This window comes from Enterococcus sp. DIV1089c (assembly GCF_050530965.1).
In the GTDB taxonomy this organism is placed as follows: domain Bacteria; phylum Bacillota; class Bacilli; order Lactobacillales; family Enterococcaceae; genus Enterococcus_B; species Enterococcus_B hirae.
Map to the genome: position 1 here is coordinate 2,598,094 of NZ_CP172888.1, position 17,755 is coordinate 2,615,848.

Below are 17,755 nucleotides of genomic sequence, written 5' to 3' on the forward strand. Positions count from 1 at the left end.
AATAGACATTCCAGAATTAATTCCTCGAAATCGCATGAATTTTCGAACACTTGAGAAGCTATTACAAAAAATTCTTCCTTCTGTTGTTGGAGCTAACCCTTGCACCCGTGCCCTCTTGTTCGGGTACATTATTTTTAGTGCGGTATCATTTTTACCCTCACTCTTCTTCGACAGGAACTACTATGATTTCCAACTTTCCATCCTTTAAACTGTAAAAACTATTTTTATTATTTGGGTTATTTTCTCTTGTAAATGTAAAATCATCAACAAATCTTTGAGTTTGGAGACTCCCATCAAAAAGGATCTGAGAAACATTTTCTTTTACTATTTGAGTCATTCCACCATAAAAATTGCCAGTTTTCGCTAACAGATCAATAAAAATGAATTGAAAACACGAATTTCCTCTATTTAATAACTTGCTTACTTCTCCCGAGAGTAACCCCATTTCTTCCACGAAATCAGCCAGTCCATTAAGAACCACGATTTTTCTCGTTTTTGGCGTGAACCACAGTTCATCCCAGAAATGAGTAAATTTCTCACTTCGTTTTGCGACATCATGCAAGCTAAAATACGAAGTCACTTCGTTTTTTATTTGCTCCAATGTTCCAGAAACATCAATTAAAACAACATTTTCTTCCACATCCATCATTTGTGATAGCCACCATGAAAACATCCTCTGCAATTGTACATTGGAAGTAAAAAATAAACCTAGCTGCTTTCCAAGAAAAAATGCAAATGATTCCACCTCAACTGTTTGCTTATTCAAACCTAGATACACCAAGTCTTTTTCTTTATTGCGCACAAACTGACTGAAAATTTTTGGCGTTAACCGTTCGGGCACCATCAGGATTTTTTCAGGACGTTTTCCTACCCAGTCTTGATCTATATTTGTTATTTCTTCTGCCATTTTTTCGAATATTTCTGATTCATTTTGACCATTAGTGGGTAAATAAAATTGTAATATCGTTGGTCGGTCAAGCATCACTTGCCCTCTTCCTTTAATAGGCAACGCAACAATCGCTTCTCTTCCCAGCACTTGTTTGATTTCACTTTCATCATGTAAATACATAAACAGCTTTGTTGCAAATTGACTCATCATATTTAGGCGAATACTCCCGACACGATTTGCAGATAGAATAAGATAAATCCCTAAACTTGCACCATCTCTTAGTAAATGCACGATTGTTTCATCGATGGAATCTTTTCGTTTATCCTCTATCCCCAAACTCTCGTAGCTATCTAATATAATAAAAATGATCGGTAATTGGATGCTCGTTTTTTCTTGGTATTGGTAGAGATTTGTGGCACCCTTTTCTTTAAACAGTTGTTTTCTCTCCGCCAATGATCGATTGATTCTCACAAACATTTTTTGTCTTTTTTCTTCTTCTTCTAAAGTGACGATGTCAACGACATGTGGCAACTTCTTCAACGGTAAAAGGCCATTAGTACCAAAATCAACTAGATGAAACCATACTTGATTTGGAGTATTTTGTCTTGCAAGACTTAAAACAATTGTTTGTAATAACGTAGATTTTCCATATCCAGAACTAGCGAATACAACGGTATGACTACTTTTCTCGCAATCATAGTAATAATGACTTTGCTTTTGCTCATGAGGTACATCTAACAAGCCTATGGGAACCTTTAATGTATTCCGTTCATTTCCTTTAAAGATAGGCATTACTAACCACGTTGGTAATTCTGGTAACCAAGGTTGTGATGGTTGGCTGAATGTTGATTGTTGAAAAGTTTGTACAATCAACCTTCTGACTGCCTCATATTGCGTAACTATACTGCCCGCTGCTTTCCTCGAATCTTTTTCTGTAGGAGCAAAGAGGACTTCCTTTTGACCAAATGCATTCACAACAACGATCCGTTCATCTTCAAGAGATTGGTTTGGTGCGTAGGGTGCTTTTGTATAACCACTTTGGAACAATTCATAGACGTCATTTTCTCCTACCTTAAGATAACCCCTCCCTGGTCTTGACACATAAGCTGCATCTGTTGTTTGTAAAAGTTCCTTTGAGTCTTGAACACTTGCCATTTTCAATGCCACTTTACTTTTACTATTCGCCTCGATTTGGTCGTTGACTACTCCGGCTGGTTTTTGGGTAGCTAAAATTAAATGGACGCCAAGTGAACGACCAATCCGCGCTACTGAAGTCAGCTCCTCCAAAAATTCTGGCACATTGACTTTTAATTCGGCAAACTCATCGGATACTAGAAAAAGATGAGGCAGCGGCTGATCAGGGTACGCAGAAACGTTCCTTTGTTTTCGTTGTTTGTATAACTGCATATACTCATTGATGTTGTTTACTTCATAGGTCGCAAGTAACCTTTGTCGCTTTTCCAGCTCCGCTTTGATACTGATCAATGCACGGGACGTACCAACTCGGTCTAAATTAGTGATCGCACCCATAAAATGTGGCAACTTACTTACTGTTTGTGCGAGGCCGCCACCTTTCCAATCAATCACTAGAATCCCTACATCTTCAGGAGAAAAATTGATGGCTAATCTCACTAAATAAGTAATCAGAAATTCTGACTTCCCTGAACCAGTCGTGCCACCAATTAAAGCATGAGGTCCATGTGCCTGTTCATGGAGATCCCAGTAGATCCCCTGATTTTTTCTCTGCCAGCCGATCAATGAACGCAATGTCTTACTTGGCTCTGCGTTCAACCAGCGCTTAGAAATCATTAACTCCTCAACAGTCTGAACTTGATATTGCTCTAATAAATTGATTTTTTCTGGCAGATTTTGATTTTCAATTTCTTCATGGAATAAGTTAGCTAAGCGAAAAATTACTTGTTCAAGTGGATAACTAGTTGGTAAACGATTAGGTGTAAATGGTTGATTAATGTGTTGTTCTTTATGATTGATCAACATAGCAATATCTTGACTTTGATACGCTATTAACGTCGTTACAGTTTCAGGCAACTGATCGATAGATTCCTTCGCCCAAATAACTACGACACCATACCGATTTAATTCTTCCGTTAAAAACTCACTGATTTCATGCTCCCACAAGCCTTCTTCTGTGATAATTGAAAAAACATAAGTTGGTTTAAAAGCTATCTTCTGATAATCAGCATGTTGTAGTTTTTGCTTCCTTTTAGAAAGGATCTTATAAAATGCACTTAAAACCAACTCTCGATTTTTTAAATTGAAGAGGAGCCCTCTTTGTTTAAGTGGAAAGGCTCGCAACGTATGATGTGGTAACCAACGCCAATTTTTCCATGTTTTTTCATATTCTTTTTCTTGAAGAAGCGTGATAAACTCAACCTCTTGGTAAGAGTGCAAGACAGAAATTTGAAATAGTAAAGATTGAAGAGCTTCCTGCAAAACATTCGATGGACCGACAAGCCCCACTGACTGAGTTGCAAACGAAATCGCAATAGGAGCGTTCTTTAATTTCTGATAAGGACGAATAAAATCGGATAGAACTTCATCGTTCCATTGATCCTCATCCAAATGAGAACTAACAATTTTAAAACTGGATGGACGTTCGCCTATTCCTAAGCGAACGGTTAAAAAATCTTTATCCTTTGGTCGACGTTCATAGATTCTTGGATGACATTCCTTTGTCATTCGTGCTAATTGATTATTAGAAGGATAGATGTACTGTAAAACTTCTTTTTGTCTTTGCTGTAACCTGTTTAATTCAAAAGCTTTTTTGATTCTATATTGTTGGATAGTTATTTTTTGTTCACTTTTTTTTCGTTTTATTTTCTTTTTATTTAATAAATAATTGATAGTAGAGATACTGGACGTCAATAAATTAAGTCCATACATACCTAGTATCAGAAGCAGGTTTCGATTGCTAAAAAATAGAAACATTCCACTTAAGATAAATATACCTAAAGACGGGAGAACCAATTTAAAAAAGGATTGTTTCTCCTGAGCTGCTTCGTGTCTCGGTAATCGAACCTCCACTTGTACTTTTGGCTCTTCCAGATAGATTCTAGGGCTTCTTCTAAAAAAGGGGAAGTGCTTAGGATATTCAGGTATATAAGGGACTTCAGAAAGTACCCATGGATTTAATTGGATCGCTTGACCTAAACCGATGATCTGCCACTGCTTTTCCCGCCTTTCGATAATCCACTGATCCACTACGATCTGATCACCTACTTGGAAAGTAAATACACCTTTTGTTACAAGTTGCTGGTTATAATAAACGGGTGCTTTACTAGGATATATACTCAATTGATAGTTATTATCCTGATAATCTATCGCAATCATTGCATCTGATTCAATCATCAAGGCAGAGGTTGTTGCACATGAAATATCAATCAATTGCTTCGGTGGATCGATCCACTTTCTCTGCAATGTTTCATGCTTTAATATCAGAAACCTCGGATCATCTTTGATCGAAGAGTCTGAAAAATTTATATGCTGTTTGATATAACAGATTTTTTTGCCGGCGATCACCAGCTCTTTATCATTTTGAGTAAATACTTCATGAATAAACATCTCCCCAAAATAAAAGAGATCAAAAAGGATGGAAAGACTGATATTCATCTGATTCTCGGTGCATAGTGTCTTATTTTGTGGGATTTTCAGATTTATTCTCTCCTGGCTTTTTGCTATATTGACTAATTTTTTCTTGATAGTTTTTTAGTAATTTTTGCTTTTTTTCACCACTCATTTGATCGTTCATTTTTACTGTCAGATATAACTTAGTATAGACATGCAAAAGATACTGCTCATCTCCTATATTTTGAGCGATATCCAATGCCTGTTGGAGATTATTTCTGTCAATGTAAATCCAATAAAGCAAACGATTCTCACTTGACTCTTGAGATAATTGATTTAAAATAGCTGTTTTTTCTAATGAGGTTAAATGATCTAATTGAATGACACTAACAGCCGCTATATATTTGATACTTTGAGAAAACAAACTGGGGGATACATCTGCTAAAGCCGTTAAAACACCTGCATAATCCTTGGCTATATATTTTGCTTGTGCATCCATGCTCCGTTCTATCTGTGGTAATTGATAAAACGCATAATTTCCTGTTAATAAAGCAAAAAGGATGGTTAACAAGCTGAATAAAAGGCTACCCCATTTAAAAATAAAGTAATTTTTCCTACTGACCACACGTAATTCTGTCGCTCGAATCTCCTTTTGTGTTTCGATTTGGTCGCTAATAATCTGATTGATTTCTGTTACATTTTTTGCTCCATGGAGCAATTTCGACAAGTCATCTGTTAATCCTTCACTTCCTCCATTTAAACTCTCATAACTCAAATTAGGATATAAGATAGCCAACACCAGTGCCCGATATTGCTTCAGAAAATCATTTTCAGTGACCGTATATGGAGCGATAACTTGCATAAACCCTCGATGTGCAAGAAAAATCTCTTCTCCAAACAGAAACAAATTATCGGGATGAAACAATGGTTGGATCGGTCCATTCATAAAATCACACAATTGATTGACTTTTTGGGCAAGCAATAATCGTTGGTAAAAATCTAATTTAATCAAAACCTGTGAGAAACACTTCATTTGACTTGTTTTTTTGTATTGAATAATTAATTTTTCTGTAGATAAATGGCTAACGTCACCTGCCAGTAAATTTCTTTTAGGTTTTAAAAAAAATGTATATTGTTCGATCTGATCCAGCGCATATTGATTCGCTTGTAGCTGAATTTCCACTCGTTCATCAGTTATTTTAATACCTTCTTTTTCAAATACATCCTTTTCGCTCTTCAATTACTTGTTGTCACCACCATTAAGGATACGTGGCTTGATTAACAGTTGGTCACCATGACTAATTGGATAATCTGATAAAAGAAATTCTTCATTCAATCGTATTGATTTATTTGTCACTTCTAAATCGAACGCAGCCGGTAGCACGATCGAAGAAACCTGAAGTGCGTTCACAAATAATTCCTTTAAGCACCTAATGGTTATTTCCCTAGGTATTTGCAAGTCGATCGTTTGCTGTTCGATTTGCAAACAAATATCAATGACTATTCCCTGTTTCATTGAGTTACCCCTTTTTTCATGTATGGCTTATTTTTTACAGTCAAAGTCAAGGAATCAAAACAAAAACCAAATGAAAATAGCTAAAAAACAACTGACATTTGCTGCTTTAATGGGTACAAGTCAAACGAAGATTGGTTTTTACTGATAAACGCTATAGCAACCCAAAATTCCGAGCATCTTGACGATCCCGTTCTGAAACGGTATTCGCATAGTTGTTGAGTTGCTCATAAATACTTTCAAATAATTGTGTCATTTGTTTAACGCTACCTTCTAACTGGTGATACTGATCAAGATATGCTTGAAAAGTTTGTCCTTTCCAATTATGAGCAATTTGCTGGTTCATCGTATTTACTTTTCGGATAGCCTCTTGTATTTGGAGCGCTGATTGCTGATAGATCTTCGCTTGTGATTTTAATTGATCAGGCGTAACTGCAATTGGTTCCATTCTTCCATCCTCCTAGCATTTAGTTGGTAAAACTATTACCTTGGTCATGAATAATATACGACAAGTTCTAAAATATTCCGCTAAATCTTTATTTTTATCTGAAAATTTTTCTCGCATAGAAAGACCTATGTAACAAAACAGTGATAAAAAGCCCGACAACCTTTTTAGTCTCGGGCTCATTGCTTTCAATTTTTTCAACTAATGATCGTTTGAAAACAACAATATTGAATTTATATTCGGTTCTTTAATAATCAGACGGTTCAATAGCTTTTGAGATAACTTTTGACCTCTTTTAAAAGCTGTACTTTTCGATAATGACTAACTTTATTCTTGTTATCAAATAAAGAATAATGCTGTTTTCTCACGATATTTAATTGCTCACGATAAATAAACGCAGCACTGGCAAGTGCTTGACGACAATCTTCTGTAATAAGAGGAAACATTTCAAATGATTCTTCATATAAGTTTTCAGCCTGCTTAGCCAGTGATTCCCATAAAGCGACTAATTGTGTTTGGGCTTGCTTTTCTTCTAACATGGTAGTTGCCCCCCCAAATCTAGTCATGTCTTCTTTTGTCAGGTAGATTCGCCCCATTTGATAATCTTCTCCAACATCTCGTAAAATATTCGTTAACTGCATCGCTTCTCCTAATTTTTTAGCTGGTACAACGATGTCAGCTGGGCGCTCAGTTAAAAGCGGAAGCAACATCAAACCTACACTACCTGCAACGTAATAACAATATTCTTCAAGATCTTTTCTTGTTTCTGGTTGCTTAAAATCAGCATCTTTTCGTTGACCAGTCAGCATATCAAAAAAAGGAGCGGTTACCATGGGGAAATTGTCAAAGACCACTGATAGCGCACGCCAGACTGGATCGTTGGGAACCTTTCCCTCATTAAAATCTAGCAATTGCCGTTCTAACTGTCTCAATCCCGCTTGATTGTTGTCGCGATCAATCAAATCATCTGCACGTCGGCAAAACGCATACACGGCATAGACACTTTGAGCTTTTCGTTTAGGCAACTGTGAGAAAGCCAGGTAAAACGATTTTGAATTTTTCTTGATGATTGATTCACAATAGGCAAAATCTTTTTGGTATTCTTGAAAAGGATCATTGTTAATGGTTATCATCTCTCAACAGCTCCTCTACCGCTAATTTTGCGCTTTGCATAACAATTGGTACCCCTGCGCCAGGATGGGTACTACTCCCACAAAAATATAAATTTTCTGCTGCAGAAAATTTGTTATGCGGGCGGTAATAATTACTTTGTTTCAATGTCGGTTTTAAGCCAAAAGTCGCTCCATTATAAGCATTGAAACGTTCAGAAAAATCTTTGGGCGTGATCAATGTTTCGGATACGATATGCTCATCGATATCCTTAAAAATCGTCTTTTCTTTGAGCAATCGGATGATTTTTTGGCGATAGGCTTGCATCGTTTGTTCCGTCCACTTCTCATATTTTGACAATTCTGGCACTGGTACTAAGACATATAAGCCTTCCTGACCCTCAGGTGCAAGCGAATCATCCATCAATGACGGTCGGTACAAATAAAAAGATGGATCATCTGGTAACTTTCCTCGTTCAAAGAGATCATCAACATTTTGTTTAAAGTCTTCTGCAAAATAAATACTATGCAAGTGTTCCTCTGGGTATTTCTTGTCTAAGCCAAGATACATCAAAAAACAAGAACATGAATATTCAAATTTAGCGATTTTTTTATTTGTATACTTTCCCCGTTTTCTTTCATCAGGAATTAATTCCTTCATCGCATAAGGAAAATCAGCGCCACATACAATAGCATCAGCCATCACTTGTTCTTTCCCGATTCGGATCCCTTTAGCAATCTTATTGTCAATTAGGATTTCATCTACTGATGTTTCGTAAACGATCTTTCCACCTAATTCTTCAAACAATCGAGCCAATGAAGTCGCTAACGTATACATTCCACCTTCAATAAAATAAACACCATAAAATAATTCGATCATTGGAATAATCGTATATAAAGAGGGTCCTTGATAAGGCGATACCCCGATATAAAGTGTTTGAAAAGCCAATGATTTACGCAAACGGTCATCCTTCACAAATTTAGAAATAGACGTATACGCATCGCTGAATGTCCGCAAGCGGATCCCTGCCCATAATGATTTAGGATTATAAAAATCCCAAAAACCACGAAATGATTTCGTGATAAAGGCTTCTTTTGCGATCGTATATCGCTGATAGATATCTGCTAAAAATGCGAAATAACCTTGTGTATCTTCTGGCGAAATGTTTTCCAACGTCTTTGTCAATTCAATTAAATCATTGGAAAACTCGATTGGTTCCTCTTTGTTGAAATACAGTTTTAACATTGGATCAACTTTTTTCATTGGAATGTAGTCATCGGGGTCTTTCCCACAAAATTCAAATACTTCCCGATAAATTTCTGGCATCATCACAATCGTTGGCCCTAAATCAAAGGTAAATCCTGCCGTTTTGATTTGATTCATTTTCCCGCCAACTTGACGATCTTTTTCGTACAGTGTGACTTCATATCCTAGCTTTTGCAACCGAACTGCGGCATTTAATCCAGCTACTCCCGCCCCAATGACAATAATTTTTTTCATGGGATCACCTACTTACCTTTTTTATCACTTGATAAATTTAATGATAACGCAAAATTTATCAAGTGATAAACTAATATGCTCAAAGAGGTTGAGACAAAAGTGTTGAGCATCAAGAAATAAGAAGGAATTTCCGAAAATTGACAAGAAACACAAAAACTAGTTTTTGATGTTGATTGTTACCTACTTGGTGCTTCTCAAATTTTTGGTAAATTTCGGCAAATTTTCCGAAGATGCTACTTTTGTCTCACCGTGAACAAGAGGTCGTGAAAAGAGTGTTTTGACCTGAGCGCTCACCAAGTAAAAACTGCGACGAGTAATCGCAGGAGCATTAAGGATGGAAATCTCGAAACAGCTTCCCATGTTTTGAGATTTTTTGACTTATCGCCGAAGGTCAACTCTTTGAACACCGTGAATCAGAGGTCGTGAAAACATCGGGTAGCTCTGATGACAATAAGAAAGAATTTTTTGAAACAGCTCCTCATGTTTTGAAAAATTCAGGCTTATTTCAAGGAGCTGATGTTTGAATACCGTTTAGCAAGAGGCTGCGAAAGAAGCGTTCAGCTCCGAGCGAATAAGAGAGGATTTTTTAAAATAGCTCCTCATATTTTAGAAAATCATCGCTTATTCTTGAGGAGTTGCTTCTTGAACGCCGTTTATTCGTTTTTAGAGATACTAGAAGAGACTGTGACAAGTTTTGTCTCATTTGCCATTCAATTTTCTCATTAAATAACTACTTTTACAAAAAAGGCCCAATGATCACGAAAATTCATTCGGATCATTCGGCGTTTTATCTACCTCTGATTTCTTTTATAAGATTCAAAAATACAAACAGAATACAGTATTCTTGAAATTTTCATCGGTTACTCTTGATTAGAAAAAGCATTTAAAAGCGCTCTGACTTCGTCGGTCGATTTAGTATTCATTAATTGAACACGTAAGTCACTTGCACCCGGAAATCCTTTGACATAGATTTTAAAGAAACGATGTAGCCCAGTCATTGAACGGGGGATTTCTTTGGCATATTGATCTTGGAGATCTAATTGCAGACGTAAAAGATCAATCAATTCAGTTGCTGAATGTTCTCTTGGTTCTTTTTCAAAAGCAAAAGGATTTTTAAAGATCCCACGACCGATCATAATCCCGTCTACACCATATTTTTCAACTAATTCCAAGCCCGTTTGCCGATCAGGAATGTCGCCATTGATCGTAAGCAACGTTTGTGGCGCAAGTTGATCTCTTAATGCTACGATTTGAGGGATCAACTCCCAATGAGCATCTACTTTACTCATTTCTTTTCTCGTACGTAAATGAACAGAAAGATTGGCGATATCTTGTTTCAATAAATGACTCAACCAACCTTCCAACTCTTCTTGTTCTGTATAGCCGATTCTTGTCTTGACGCTTACAGGTAATCCTCCTGCTTTCGCTGCTTCGATCAGTTCCGCTGCAACTTCCGGACGAAGAATCAAGCCACTCCCTTTCCCACGTTCAGCAACGTTAGAAACCGGACATCCCATATTCAAATCGATCCCTTTAAAACCCATTTCTGCTAGTTCGATACTCATTTGTCTAAAAAATTCTGGTTTATCCCCCCAGATATGAGCAACCATCGGCTGTTCATCTTCGGTAAATGTCAAGCGACCTCTGACACTTTCTTTACCATCAGGATGGCAGAAACTATCGGAATTTGTAAATTCTGTAAAAAACACATCGGGCGCTCCTGCCGCCTGCACAACATGTCGAAACACCACATCTGTGACATCTTCCATTGGTGCTAATATAAAAAAGGGCTTCGGTAATTCTGCCCAAAAATTTTCTTTCACTGATAACTCTCCATTTCATTGTAGTTTCGCCATGTAATACTCTTCGTTCACTATTCTAAAAAACAGAGTCATTATACTAGGAATCAACAAAAGAAGCAAAACCACTGCTTCCTTTACTAAAGTAATTTTTGATACGCCAATCGTTCATTGTCTATCTCATCGTCGACATAGACGATACCACGTAACTCAAACCCACAATGAGCCATGATACGTTGCATACTAGTATTCTTTTTGTGCGTATCAACTCTTACTTGTGCCATTCCTAAGGCCTTTGTTTCTGCTTCTGCATACTCAACGAGTCGGTAAGCCAGCTTTTGTCCGCGAAATGCATCAGCTAGTGCAATGCGATGGATTGTTGTATAGGGCGCATCAGCTTTTTCCCAACTTCCTTCAAAGATTTCTTGATAATTTTTATCAGGTGTTTTTTGTAAGGCTAATGTTCCAGCAATGATTCCATCGACTACCAAAACATAAGACCATTTTTTTTCGATATCTTGCCTGATCGTTTCTTCATTTGGATAACCATTTTGCCATTGCGGACTATCAGCGGAAGCTAACAACCGTTTTGCTTCATTAATGATTTTCATGACGGCTGGCACATCAGCTAACGTCGTTTCGCGAAATTCAATTGTCATTCCATATCCCCTTTTTATTTTTCTATACTAGATAAGACACTAAAAGCTAAAGATTAGTTATCATTTTAACACATTATATTTAGCTAGTTTAAGTAGAGATCGTCTAAATTTGTATCAGGAAGTCCTTTAATCGAACAAAAAAAGTCTAGGATAAGCATCTATCCTAGACTCAACTATTTCTTGCCTATTACCAAAAATTTGATCAAATCAATCCGTTTCTGTAGAAAACCGAATAAGTTTTTTTGATCATTCCACAAACTCTAGCTTCTTAACCCTCTACCTTTATTGATTAAATACCAGCATAGTGAATAAAGCACTAAACTAAATAACACAAGAATCGTGATCGAAATCATGATGGGTACATCTGTCGTTCCAAGGAACCCATAACGAAATCCTGAAATCATGTAAACGATCGGATTAACTTTAGAAATTGCCTGCCAGATTGGTGGCAACATAGAGATCGAATAAAAGACACCACCGAGGTATGTCAATGGCTGAAGGACAAAGGTCGGCACGATCGACACATCATCATACGACTGTGCGAAAATCCCATTGATCAAACCCGCTAGTGAAAATAAAATCGATGTCATCAGCAAAGTAACAATCACGATGCCCCAAGAGAAGACATTTAGCGGAACGAAGAATAGCGAAATCATCGTTACCAACGCCCCGACCAAGATACTACGTCCCAGTCCACCAATCACAAATCCCCAAATAATCACATGTGTGGGAACGGGCGCAACTAAAATTTCTTCAATATTTTTCTGGAATTTTTGAGAAAAAAATGAGGACGAAACATTGGAATAAGAACTAGTGATAACGGACATCATGATTAACCCTGGAACAATAAATTCCATGTAGGAAAATCCACCCATATCACCAATACGTCCGCCAATCATTTTCCCAAAGATCACAAAATAAAGTGAGGTGGTAATCACTGGTGGAACCAGTGTTTGGACCCAAATCCGCAAGTAGCGATTGGTTTCCTTGATGGCTAAACTTTTTAAAGCTGTAAAATAAAGACTAAACATTTTTTTCCTCCACATGACCATTTTCTTCCGTGATTTTCAAGAATAATTCTTCTAAGCGATTCGATTTATTTCTCATCGAAAGCACTTTTATCCCTTGTTCACTTAATTGATCAAAGATTCCGTTGACCCCTTGATCCCGTTCTACTTCAACAGCAAGGGTCCGCTCATCTTCAAACGTACTAGTGTACCCTTGTAGAACTGGCGCTTGTTCATACGGTGCTAAGTCAAAAATAAACGTTTCAAATTGTAATTTAGAAAGTAATGATTTCATACTTGTATTTTCAATCAATTCACCTGATTGGATAATCCCGATATTCCGACACAACATTTCGGCTTCTTCCAAATAATGAGTCGTTAGAATAATCGTAGTACCTTGTTCATTTAATTCTCGCAAGAACTCCCACATTTCACGTCTTAGTTCAATATCTACACCTGCAGTAGGTTCATCTAAAATCAATAGTTTCGGTTCATGCATCAATGCTCTAGCAATCATCAGTCGCCGTTTCATTCCACCAGAAAGCATGCGTGCACGAACATTTCTTTTTTCCCATAGATTGGATTGCTTAAGGTATTTTTCACTACGCTTGATTGCTTCTTGTCGTGAAACACCATAATATCCTGCTTGATTCACTACGATCTGTTGAACTGTTTCAAAAGGATTAAAATTGAATTCTTGCGGTACTAATCCGATTTGTTGTTTGGCACGAACCAAATCAGTATCCAAGTCATAACCAAACACTTTTACTTCACCAGAAGTTTTATTCACAAGTGAAGTGATGATCCCAATTGTCGTAGATTTCCCCGCACCATTAGGACCAAGCAAGGCATAAAAATCGCCCTCTTCCACCGTTAAATCAATCCCTCGCAACGCTTCAACTCCCGTTGCGTATACTTTTTTTAAATTCTTTATTTCAAGAGCCTGTGTCATTTTTTTAACGATCTCCTTTTTTCCATCTGATTCTCTATTGTAACATGGAATGATTGAAAGAAAATGAATAAAGTTTTCAAAATAAAATAGAATTTTATGTATTCGAGCATCTAATATAAAATCAATCATTTCATCTTCTTTCGATCAATTGTTCTACTAAAATAAATGAATCCTTTTATCCATGTCCAAAAAGGAAGAAAGCATGATTTCTCCATCAGGAAAAGGCACGCTTTCTTCCTTTTTTGATATAAATGAGTTTGCGCCAAACCCTTCAAGCCTGACATATTAAGTCCGTACGTTTTAGTCAAAAATCTCCCATTTTCGATGTTGATCAAAAAATGTTGCTGCTTCTTTTGCATCCGCAACTAGTTTTTCCGGATAATTTAAGACTTTCAATAATGCAATCGCATTTCTGGTTTTTGCTGGACCTTGCTTTAATTTAAAATCAAAACTGATTCCTTTTTCTGCTGTGACCTGTTCCTCAAAATGGACATTCTTACATTCATTTTTCAAGATCTCAGTCAATTCAATATCGTGAGTCGCCACAAAAGCTAGTGAAGGATAATCTGCCAACCATCTTACCACTGCTGCAGAAGAAGCAATCCGTTCGATTGTATTAGTTCCCTTTAAAATCTCATCCACAAAACAATAACATCTTTCCCCTTTTTCTACTTGATCTAGTAGTCGTTTAATCGATTTGATTTCTGAAACAAAGTAACTATCTCCTGCAAACAAGTCATCTTCGATCGCCATAGAAGTCAGTACGTGACCATGCTGCAAGGTGAATTTTTCTGCGAGGGCTGTTTGGATCGTCTGTGCTAAGATACAATTGATCGCAATACTTTTCACATAAGTAGATTTACCTGAAGCATTCGAGCCCGTCACTAAGATGTTCTGATGCCAATCTACCGGGTTCACTACCGCTTCTTCCAAGAGAGGATGATAGAGATCTTCCGCCTCTACGCCATTATCCGTAAATTCTGGCTGACAGGTAATAGGCATGTAGGTACGGTAGTTGAGAACCGCAGCCGCTACTTCCATTTCTCCCAACAACTCCCAAACCTTCATTGCTTCTTTCGTTTTTTTCTCTAACCTGCTAATAACAAAGTGATAAGAAATAAACGGCAACATGAACATCATATTGACATAATCAAATAAAATTTCTGCTTCCGACCCGCTTTTAACTCGAAAGGAAAACCCAAATTTAGGAATATCTTTTAATGGTTTAACATTTTGCCGTAATTCATCTTGAACCGGTGTAGCAATCTTTGCTACTTGATTCGCTGTTGAGATCGTTGAGACTAGGTAACCCATACTATTGATCTCAGTTTCTAATGTCTGTTTCTTTACTTGATAATAAAGTGTGTTAAAAATCAAACTACCAATCGCTAGATAAATACCCAAGACTTGTCCAAATAATAATAAAATTAAACCAATGATCGGTAAGAGACCTAAAAAAGTATAAAAGCCGACATGTCCGATCTGTTTACTTTGACCATCCGCTAAATATTGCTTCGTAAAATTGCCATCTTTTTTCCCTAGTCGTGCAAATTGATATTGGATTTTTTCTCTTGTTTGAGGGTTTTCTTGGTAAAAAGCAATTAACTTCTCTAATCGTTGATCTTTTCCAAAGTTAAAGCTCCTCAGCCGTTGATACAGAGCTTCCGAACCAATACTAGAGTACGTCAGATTGATTCCTTCAAAAACTTCAAACATATCCAAATCGTACCACGTCAAGTCATCCACTTCACTTGACCATGAACGAAATTCTTTTTCTGTGAGCCACGCTTCCTTTAAACTTTTTTCTTTATCAAATCGAGGTTGATAAGGCACTCTTCCCCACTTCTGATGGACACTTTCTTTTAGTTTTCGTCGCGCATTGAGATCTAAAGCAATCAGCAAAACTATTACGCCACAAATCAATAGCACAATAAATGTTTTTTGATCCATACATTTTTCTCCTATTCTGTTTTTCATTGGATAAAGTATAGCACTGTTTGAACCCTTTAGGAGCTGAATAATGAAAGTTCAACATAAAATAGCTGTTTATTCATAGATAGCTACGTGAAATGAACTTAAAAGAAGAAGCATACTCATTTCCGCCAGCTAAAAATAGCGCTTACAAAATAATTGTCGTATACTAGAGATAACGAATAGATGAAAAGAAAGGAAGAAAATAGATGGCTACTACTTCGATGAACAATCATCCAAAAGATGCGGAGCAAAAAATGAAAACTATTGTTATTTTCGATATGTCTTTTAATTTTATTTCTACCAATGGTAGTTTGCAAACCCAGTTCTTAGAAATGAAATTAGCTAAGTTTTTAAGAGAAAAAAATCAACCTTGGGCTCTTAAAATATATGAAGCAAGTCAGGTAGACGAACACGCCTCGGAAGCAGATATTATTCTACTAACTCCAACTTTTGCCTATGCCAAAGAAGAAATTGAAAAGAAATTCCCTCAGGTACCAGTGATAGCTATTTCTAAAGCAGAGTACGGAACAATGGATATGGATCACTTATGGGAGAAACTAAAAACAGTTCTATAAACAAGGATGGTCATCGTGCGTAAACTTTTTACTCTCTTTCAATTTAATACAAATAAATAGCAAATCAGCTGATTTGAAAACAACCAGCTGATTTTTTGTGATCTATTTACATGTGTGCTCGCCTAAAGATCTGTTCCATTAGAAGTTGTTACCCGCTTATACCAATCATAGGAGTCTTTTTTATACCTTTCTAGCGTACCAGAACCATCATTGTTCCGATCAACATAGATAAAACCGTAACGCTTTTTCATCTCCCCTGTTGTAAATGACACGCAATCAATACAACCCCACGGCGTGTAACCCAAAAGCACGACACCATCTTCATTGATCGCCTTTTCCATCTCTTGGATATGACTACGTAAATATTCGATACGGTAAGGATCATGAATCGTGTGATCCGCCTCCAGAACATCAATGGCACCAAACCCATTTTCAACAATAAATAATGGGAGTTCATAACGCTCATAAAAAGCATTCAATGAATAACGGAGACCTTCTGGATCGATCGCCCACCCCCAGTCAGATTCCTTAATGAAAGGATTCGTTACGGAGTACGTACTTCCACCACTAACATTATTTGACACATCTTGATGAACTTGTGAATCGACCGTATTACTCATGTAGTATGAAAAACCGATATAATCCACTGTACCTTCAGCGAGTGCTTGTCGATCTGCTTCTGTTATATCAATCTGGTACCCTTTACGCTCAAACATTTTAAGGGCATAATTTGGATAGTGTCCACGAACTTGTACATCACAGAAGAACCAACGATCATGCATCATTTGTTGCGCTAAGATTTGATCCGCTGGTCGAGAAGAAAATGGATAAATAGGCACCATCGCAATCATATTCCCAATCTCAAAATCAGGATTGATTGATTTTCCTAGTTTAACCGCCTTAGCAGAAGCAACTAACGTATGATGGCCACAAATGTACATCGCCTCCTCTGGATTTTCATAATCGCCAAAATGAACCCCTGAGTTTGTCCAACCAAAAATATCATTTGAATAGTTCATTTGGTTGTTGATCTCATTGAATGTCATCCAGTATTTCACCTTATTTTGATAGCGCTTAAATACCACTTCTGCAAACTTAAGAAAGAAATCGATCGTTTGACGATTCATAAATCCACCATATTCTTTGGCAATATGATAGGGCATTTCAAAATGGGACAATGTAATAACTGGTTCAATCCCATATTTCAACAGCTCGTCAAAGACATCGTCATAAAATTGAAGCCCTTCTTCATTAGGTTCCAGCTCATCTCCATTTGGAAAGATACGTGACCAAGCAATCGATGTACGAAAACATTTGAACCCAAGATCAGCAAACAGTGCAATATCTTCTTTATAGCGATGATAAAAATCAATCCCTACATGATTGGGATAATAATTACCTTCCACAACTCCATCCGTGATCATTCGAGGTACACCATGTGAGCCAGCTGTCATCACGTCAGCCACCGAAAGCCCTTTTGACGTTCCAATTACACCACCTTCAAATTGATGGGCTGCTAATGCACCGCCCCATAAAAAATTCTCTGGAAAAGCCATCCTATCCGCTCCTTTTTCATCTCAAATTTATTTCAATTGCTTTAGTAAACGAAGTTAGAACACCACCAAATGCACACTTGTCAGGAAAAACTTTAGTGACAAGCGCATCAGGTATCGTTTTCCAATCAATGATATCAACGAAAGTATACTCCAAGCATCTAAGTATCTTTCTTGAACCAAAAATACAAACG

General features: G+C 37.1%; 13 protein-coding genes. 1 reads left to right on the forward strand and 12 read right to left on the reverse strand.

What is annotated here, in order from left to right; translation table 11 throughout:
- Window positions 1-157: 157 nt before the first annotated feature.
- The 11 genes from essC to IGL30_RS12340 all read right to left on the reverse strand — a co-directional run bounded on the left by essC (window position 158) and on the right by IGL30_RS12340 (window position 15,409).
- On the reverse strand, window positions 158-4,327 hold the full coding sequence (gene essC / locus IGL30_RS12290) for a type VII secretion protein EssC (RefSeq protein ID WP_409541778.1): 4,170 nt from the start codon (window positions 4,325-4,327) through the stop codon (window positions 158-160).
- Between the two features lie 214 nt (window positions 4,328-4,541).
- Entirely contained in the window at window positions 4,542-5,714 is a 1,173-nt protein-coding gene (gene essB / locus IGL30_RS12295; protein WP_088745210.1) for a type VII secretion protein EssB, read from the reverse strand.
- The gene (locus tag IGL30_RS12300) at window positions 5,715-5,990 is read right to left on the reverse strand and encodes a type VII secretion protein, YukD family (protein ID WP_088745211.1); all 276 of its coding nucleotides are present in this window, start codon (window positions 5,988-5,990) and stop codon (window positions 5,715-5,717) included.
- A 151-nt stretch (window positions 5,991-6,141) separates the two neighbouring features.
- A complete protein-coding gene (locus IGL30_RS12305; RefSeq protein ID WP_088745212.1) occupies window positions 6,142-6,435 on the reverse strand; it encodes a WXG100 family type VII secretion target in 294 nt (97 codons plus the stop codon).
- A gap of 260 nt (window positions 6,436-6,695) precedes the next feature.
- Window positions 6,696-7,565, reverse strand: coding sequence for a phytoene/squalene synthase family protein (locus tag IGL30_RS12310; protein ID WP_088745213.1), 870 nt, complete (start codon window positions 7,563-7,565; stop codon window positions 6,696-6,698).
- Entirely contained in the window at window positions 7,552-9,042 is a 1,491-nt protein-coding gene (locus IGL30_RS12315) for a phytoene desaturase family protein (protein WP_088745214.1), read from the reverse strand. Before IGL30_RS12315 ends, IGL30_RS12310 begins: the two co-directional genes overlap by 14 nt.
- Window positions 9,043-9,902: 860 nt before the next feature.
- The gene (locus tag IGL30_RS12320) at window positions 9,903-10,865 is read right to left on the reverse strand and encodes a tRNA dihydrouridine synthase (protein WP_088745215.1); all 963 of its coding nucleotides are present in this window, start codon (window positions 10,863-10,865) and stop codon (window positions 9,903-9,905) included.
- A 116-nt stretch (window positions 10,866-10,981) separates the two neighbouring features.
- Window positions 10,982-11,500, reverse strand: a complete 519-nt coding sequence (locus tag IGL30_RS12325) for a GNAT family N-acetyltransferase (protein WP_088745216.1) — start codon at window positions 11,498-11,500, stop codon at window positions 10,982-10,984.
- Window positions 11,501-11,760: 260 nt separating this feature from the next.
- On the reverse strand, window positions 11,761-12,531 hold the full coding sequence (locus tag IGL30_RS12330) for an ABC transporter permease (protein WP_010737247.1): 771 nt from the start codon (window positions 12,529-12,531) through the stop codon (window positions 11,761-11,763).
- Window positions 12,524-13,459, reverse strand: coding sequence for an ABC transporter ATP-binding protein (locus IGL30_RS12335; protein WP_010720660.1), 936 nt, complete (start codon window positions 13,457-13,459; stop codon window positions 12,524-12,526). The genes IGL30_RS12330 and IGL30_RS12335 overlap by 8 nt, the downstream gene beginning before the upstream one ends.
- A 300-nt stretch (window positions 13,460-13,759) precedes the next feature.
- Complete coding sequence (locus IGL30_RS12340) at window positions 13,760-15,409, reverse strand: MutS-related protein (protein ID WP_123875120.1); 1,650 nt, start codon at window positions 15,407-15,409, stop codon at window positions 13,760-13,762.
- Window positions 15,410-15,654: 245 nt separating this feature from the next.
- Here IGL30_RS12340 and IGL30_RS12345 point away from each other — a divergent pair, with 245 nt between their 5' ends.
- Window positions 15,655-16,008, forward strand: a complete 354-nt coding sequence (locus IGL30_RS12345; protein WP_260222093.1) for a hypothetical protein — start codon at window positions 15,655-15,657, stop codon at window positions 16,006-16,008.
- Window positions 16,009-16,130: 122 nt separating this feature from the next.
- Here IGL30_RS12345 and IGL30_RS12350 read toward each other — a convergent pair whose 3' ends face one another.
- Window positions 16,131-17,564, reverse strand: a complete 1,434-nt coding sequence (locus tag IGL30_RS12350; RefSeq protein ID WP_088745220.1) for a 6-phospho-beta-glucosidase — start codon at window positions 17,562-17,564, stop codon at window positions 16,131-16,133.
- Between the last annotated feature and the right edge of the window lie 191 nt (window positions 17,565-17,755).

What these genes read in the sequence shown, in the direction of transcription:
- IGL30_RS12300 (WP_088745211.1), bottom strand. Translation starts at nt 5,990, where the DNA reads ATGAAACAGGGAATAGTCATTGATATTTGTTTGCAAATCGAACAGCAA.
- IGL30_RS12305 (WP_088745212.1), bottom strand. Translation starts at nt 6,435, where the DNA reads ATGGAACCAATTGCAGTTACGCCTGATCAATTAAAATCACAAGCGAAG.
- IGL30_RS12310 (WP_088745213.1), bottom strand. Translation starts at nt 7,565, where the DNA reads ATGATAACCATTAACAATGATCCTTTTCAAGAATACCAAAAAGATTTT.
- IGL30_RS12315 (WP_088745214.1), bottom strand. Translation starts at nt 9,042, where the DNA reads ATGAAAAAAATTATTGTCATTGGGGCGGGAGTAGCTGGATTAAATGCC.
- IGL30_RS12325 (WP_088745216.1), bottom strand. Translation starts at nt 11,500, where the DNA reads ATGACAATTGAATTTCGCGAAACGACGTTAGCTGATGTGCCAGCCGTC.
- IGL30_RS12330 (WP_010737247.1), bottom strand. Translation starts at nt 12,531, where the DNA reads ATGTTTAGTCTTTATTTTACAGCTTTAAAAAGTTTAGCCATCAAGGAA.
- IGL30_RS12335 (WP_010720660.1), bottom strand. Translation starts at nt 13,459, where the DNA reads ATGACACAGGCTCTTGAAATAAAGAATTTAAAAAAAGTATACGCAACG.
- IGL30_RS12340 (WP_123875120.1), bottom strand. Translation starts at nt 15,409, where the DNA reads ATGGATCAAAAAACATTTATTGTGCTATTGATTTGTGGCGTAATAGTT.
- IGL30_RS12345 (WP_260222093.1), top strand. Translation starts at nt 15,655, where the DNA reads ATGAACAATCATCCAAAAGATGCGGAGCAAAAAATGAAAACTATTGTT.
- IGL30_RS12350 (WP_088745220.1), bottom strand. Translation starts at nt 17,564, where the DNA reads ATGGCTTTTCCAGAGAATTTTTTATGGGGCGGTGCATTAGCAGCCCAT.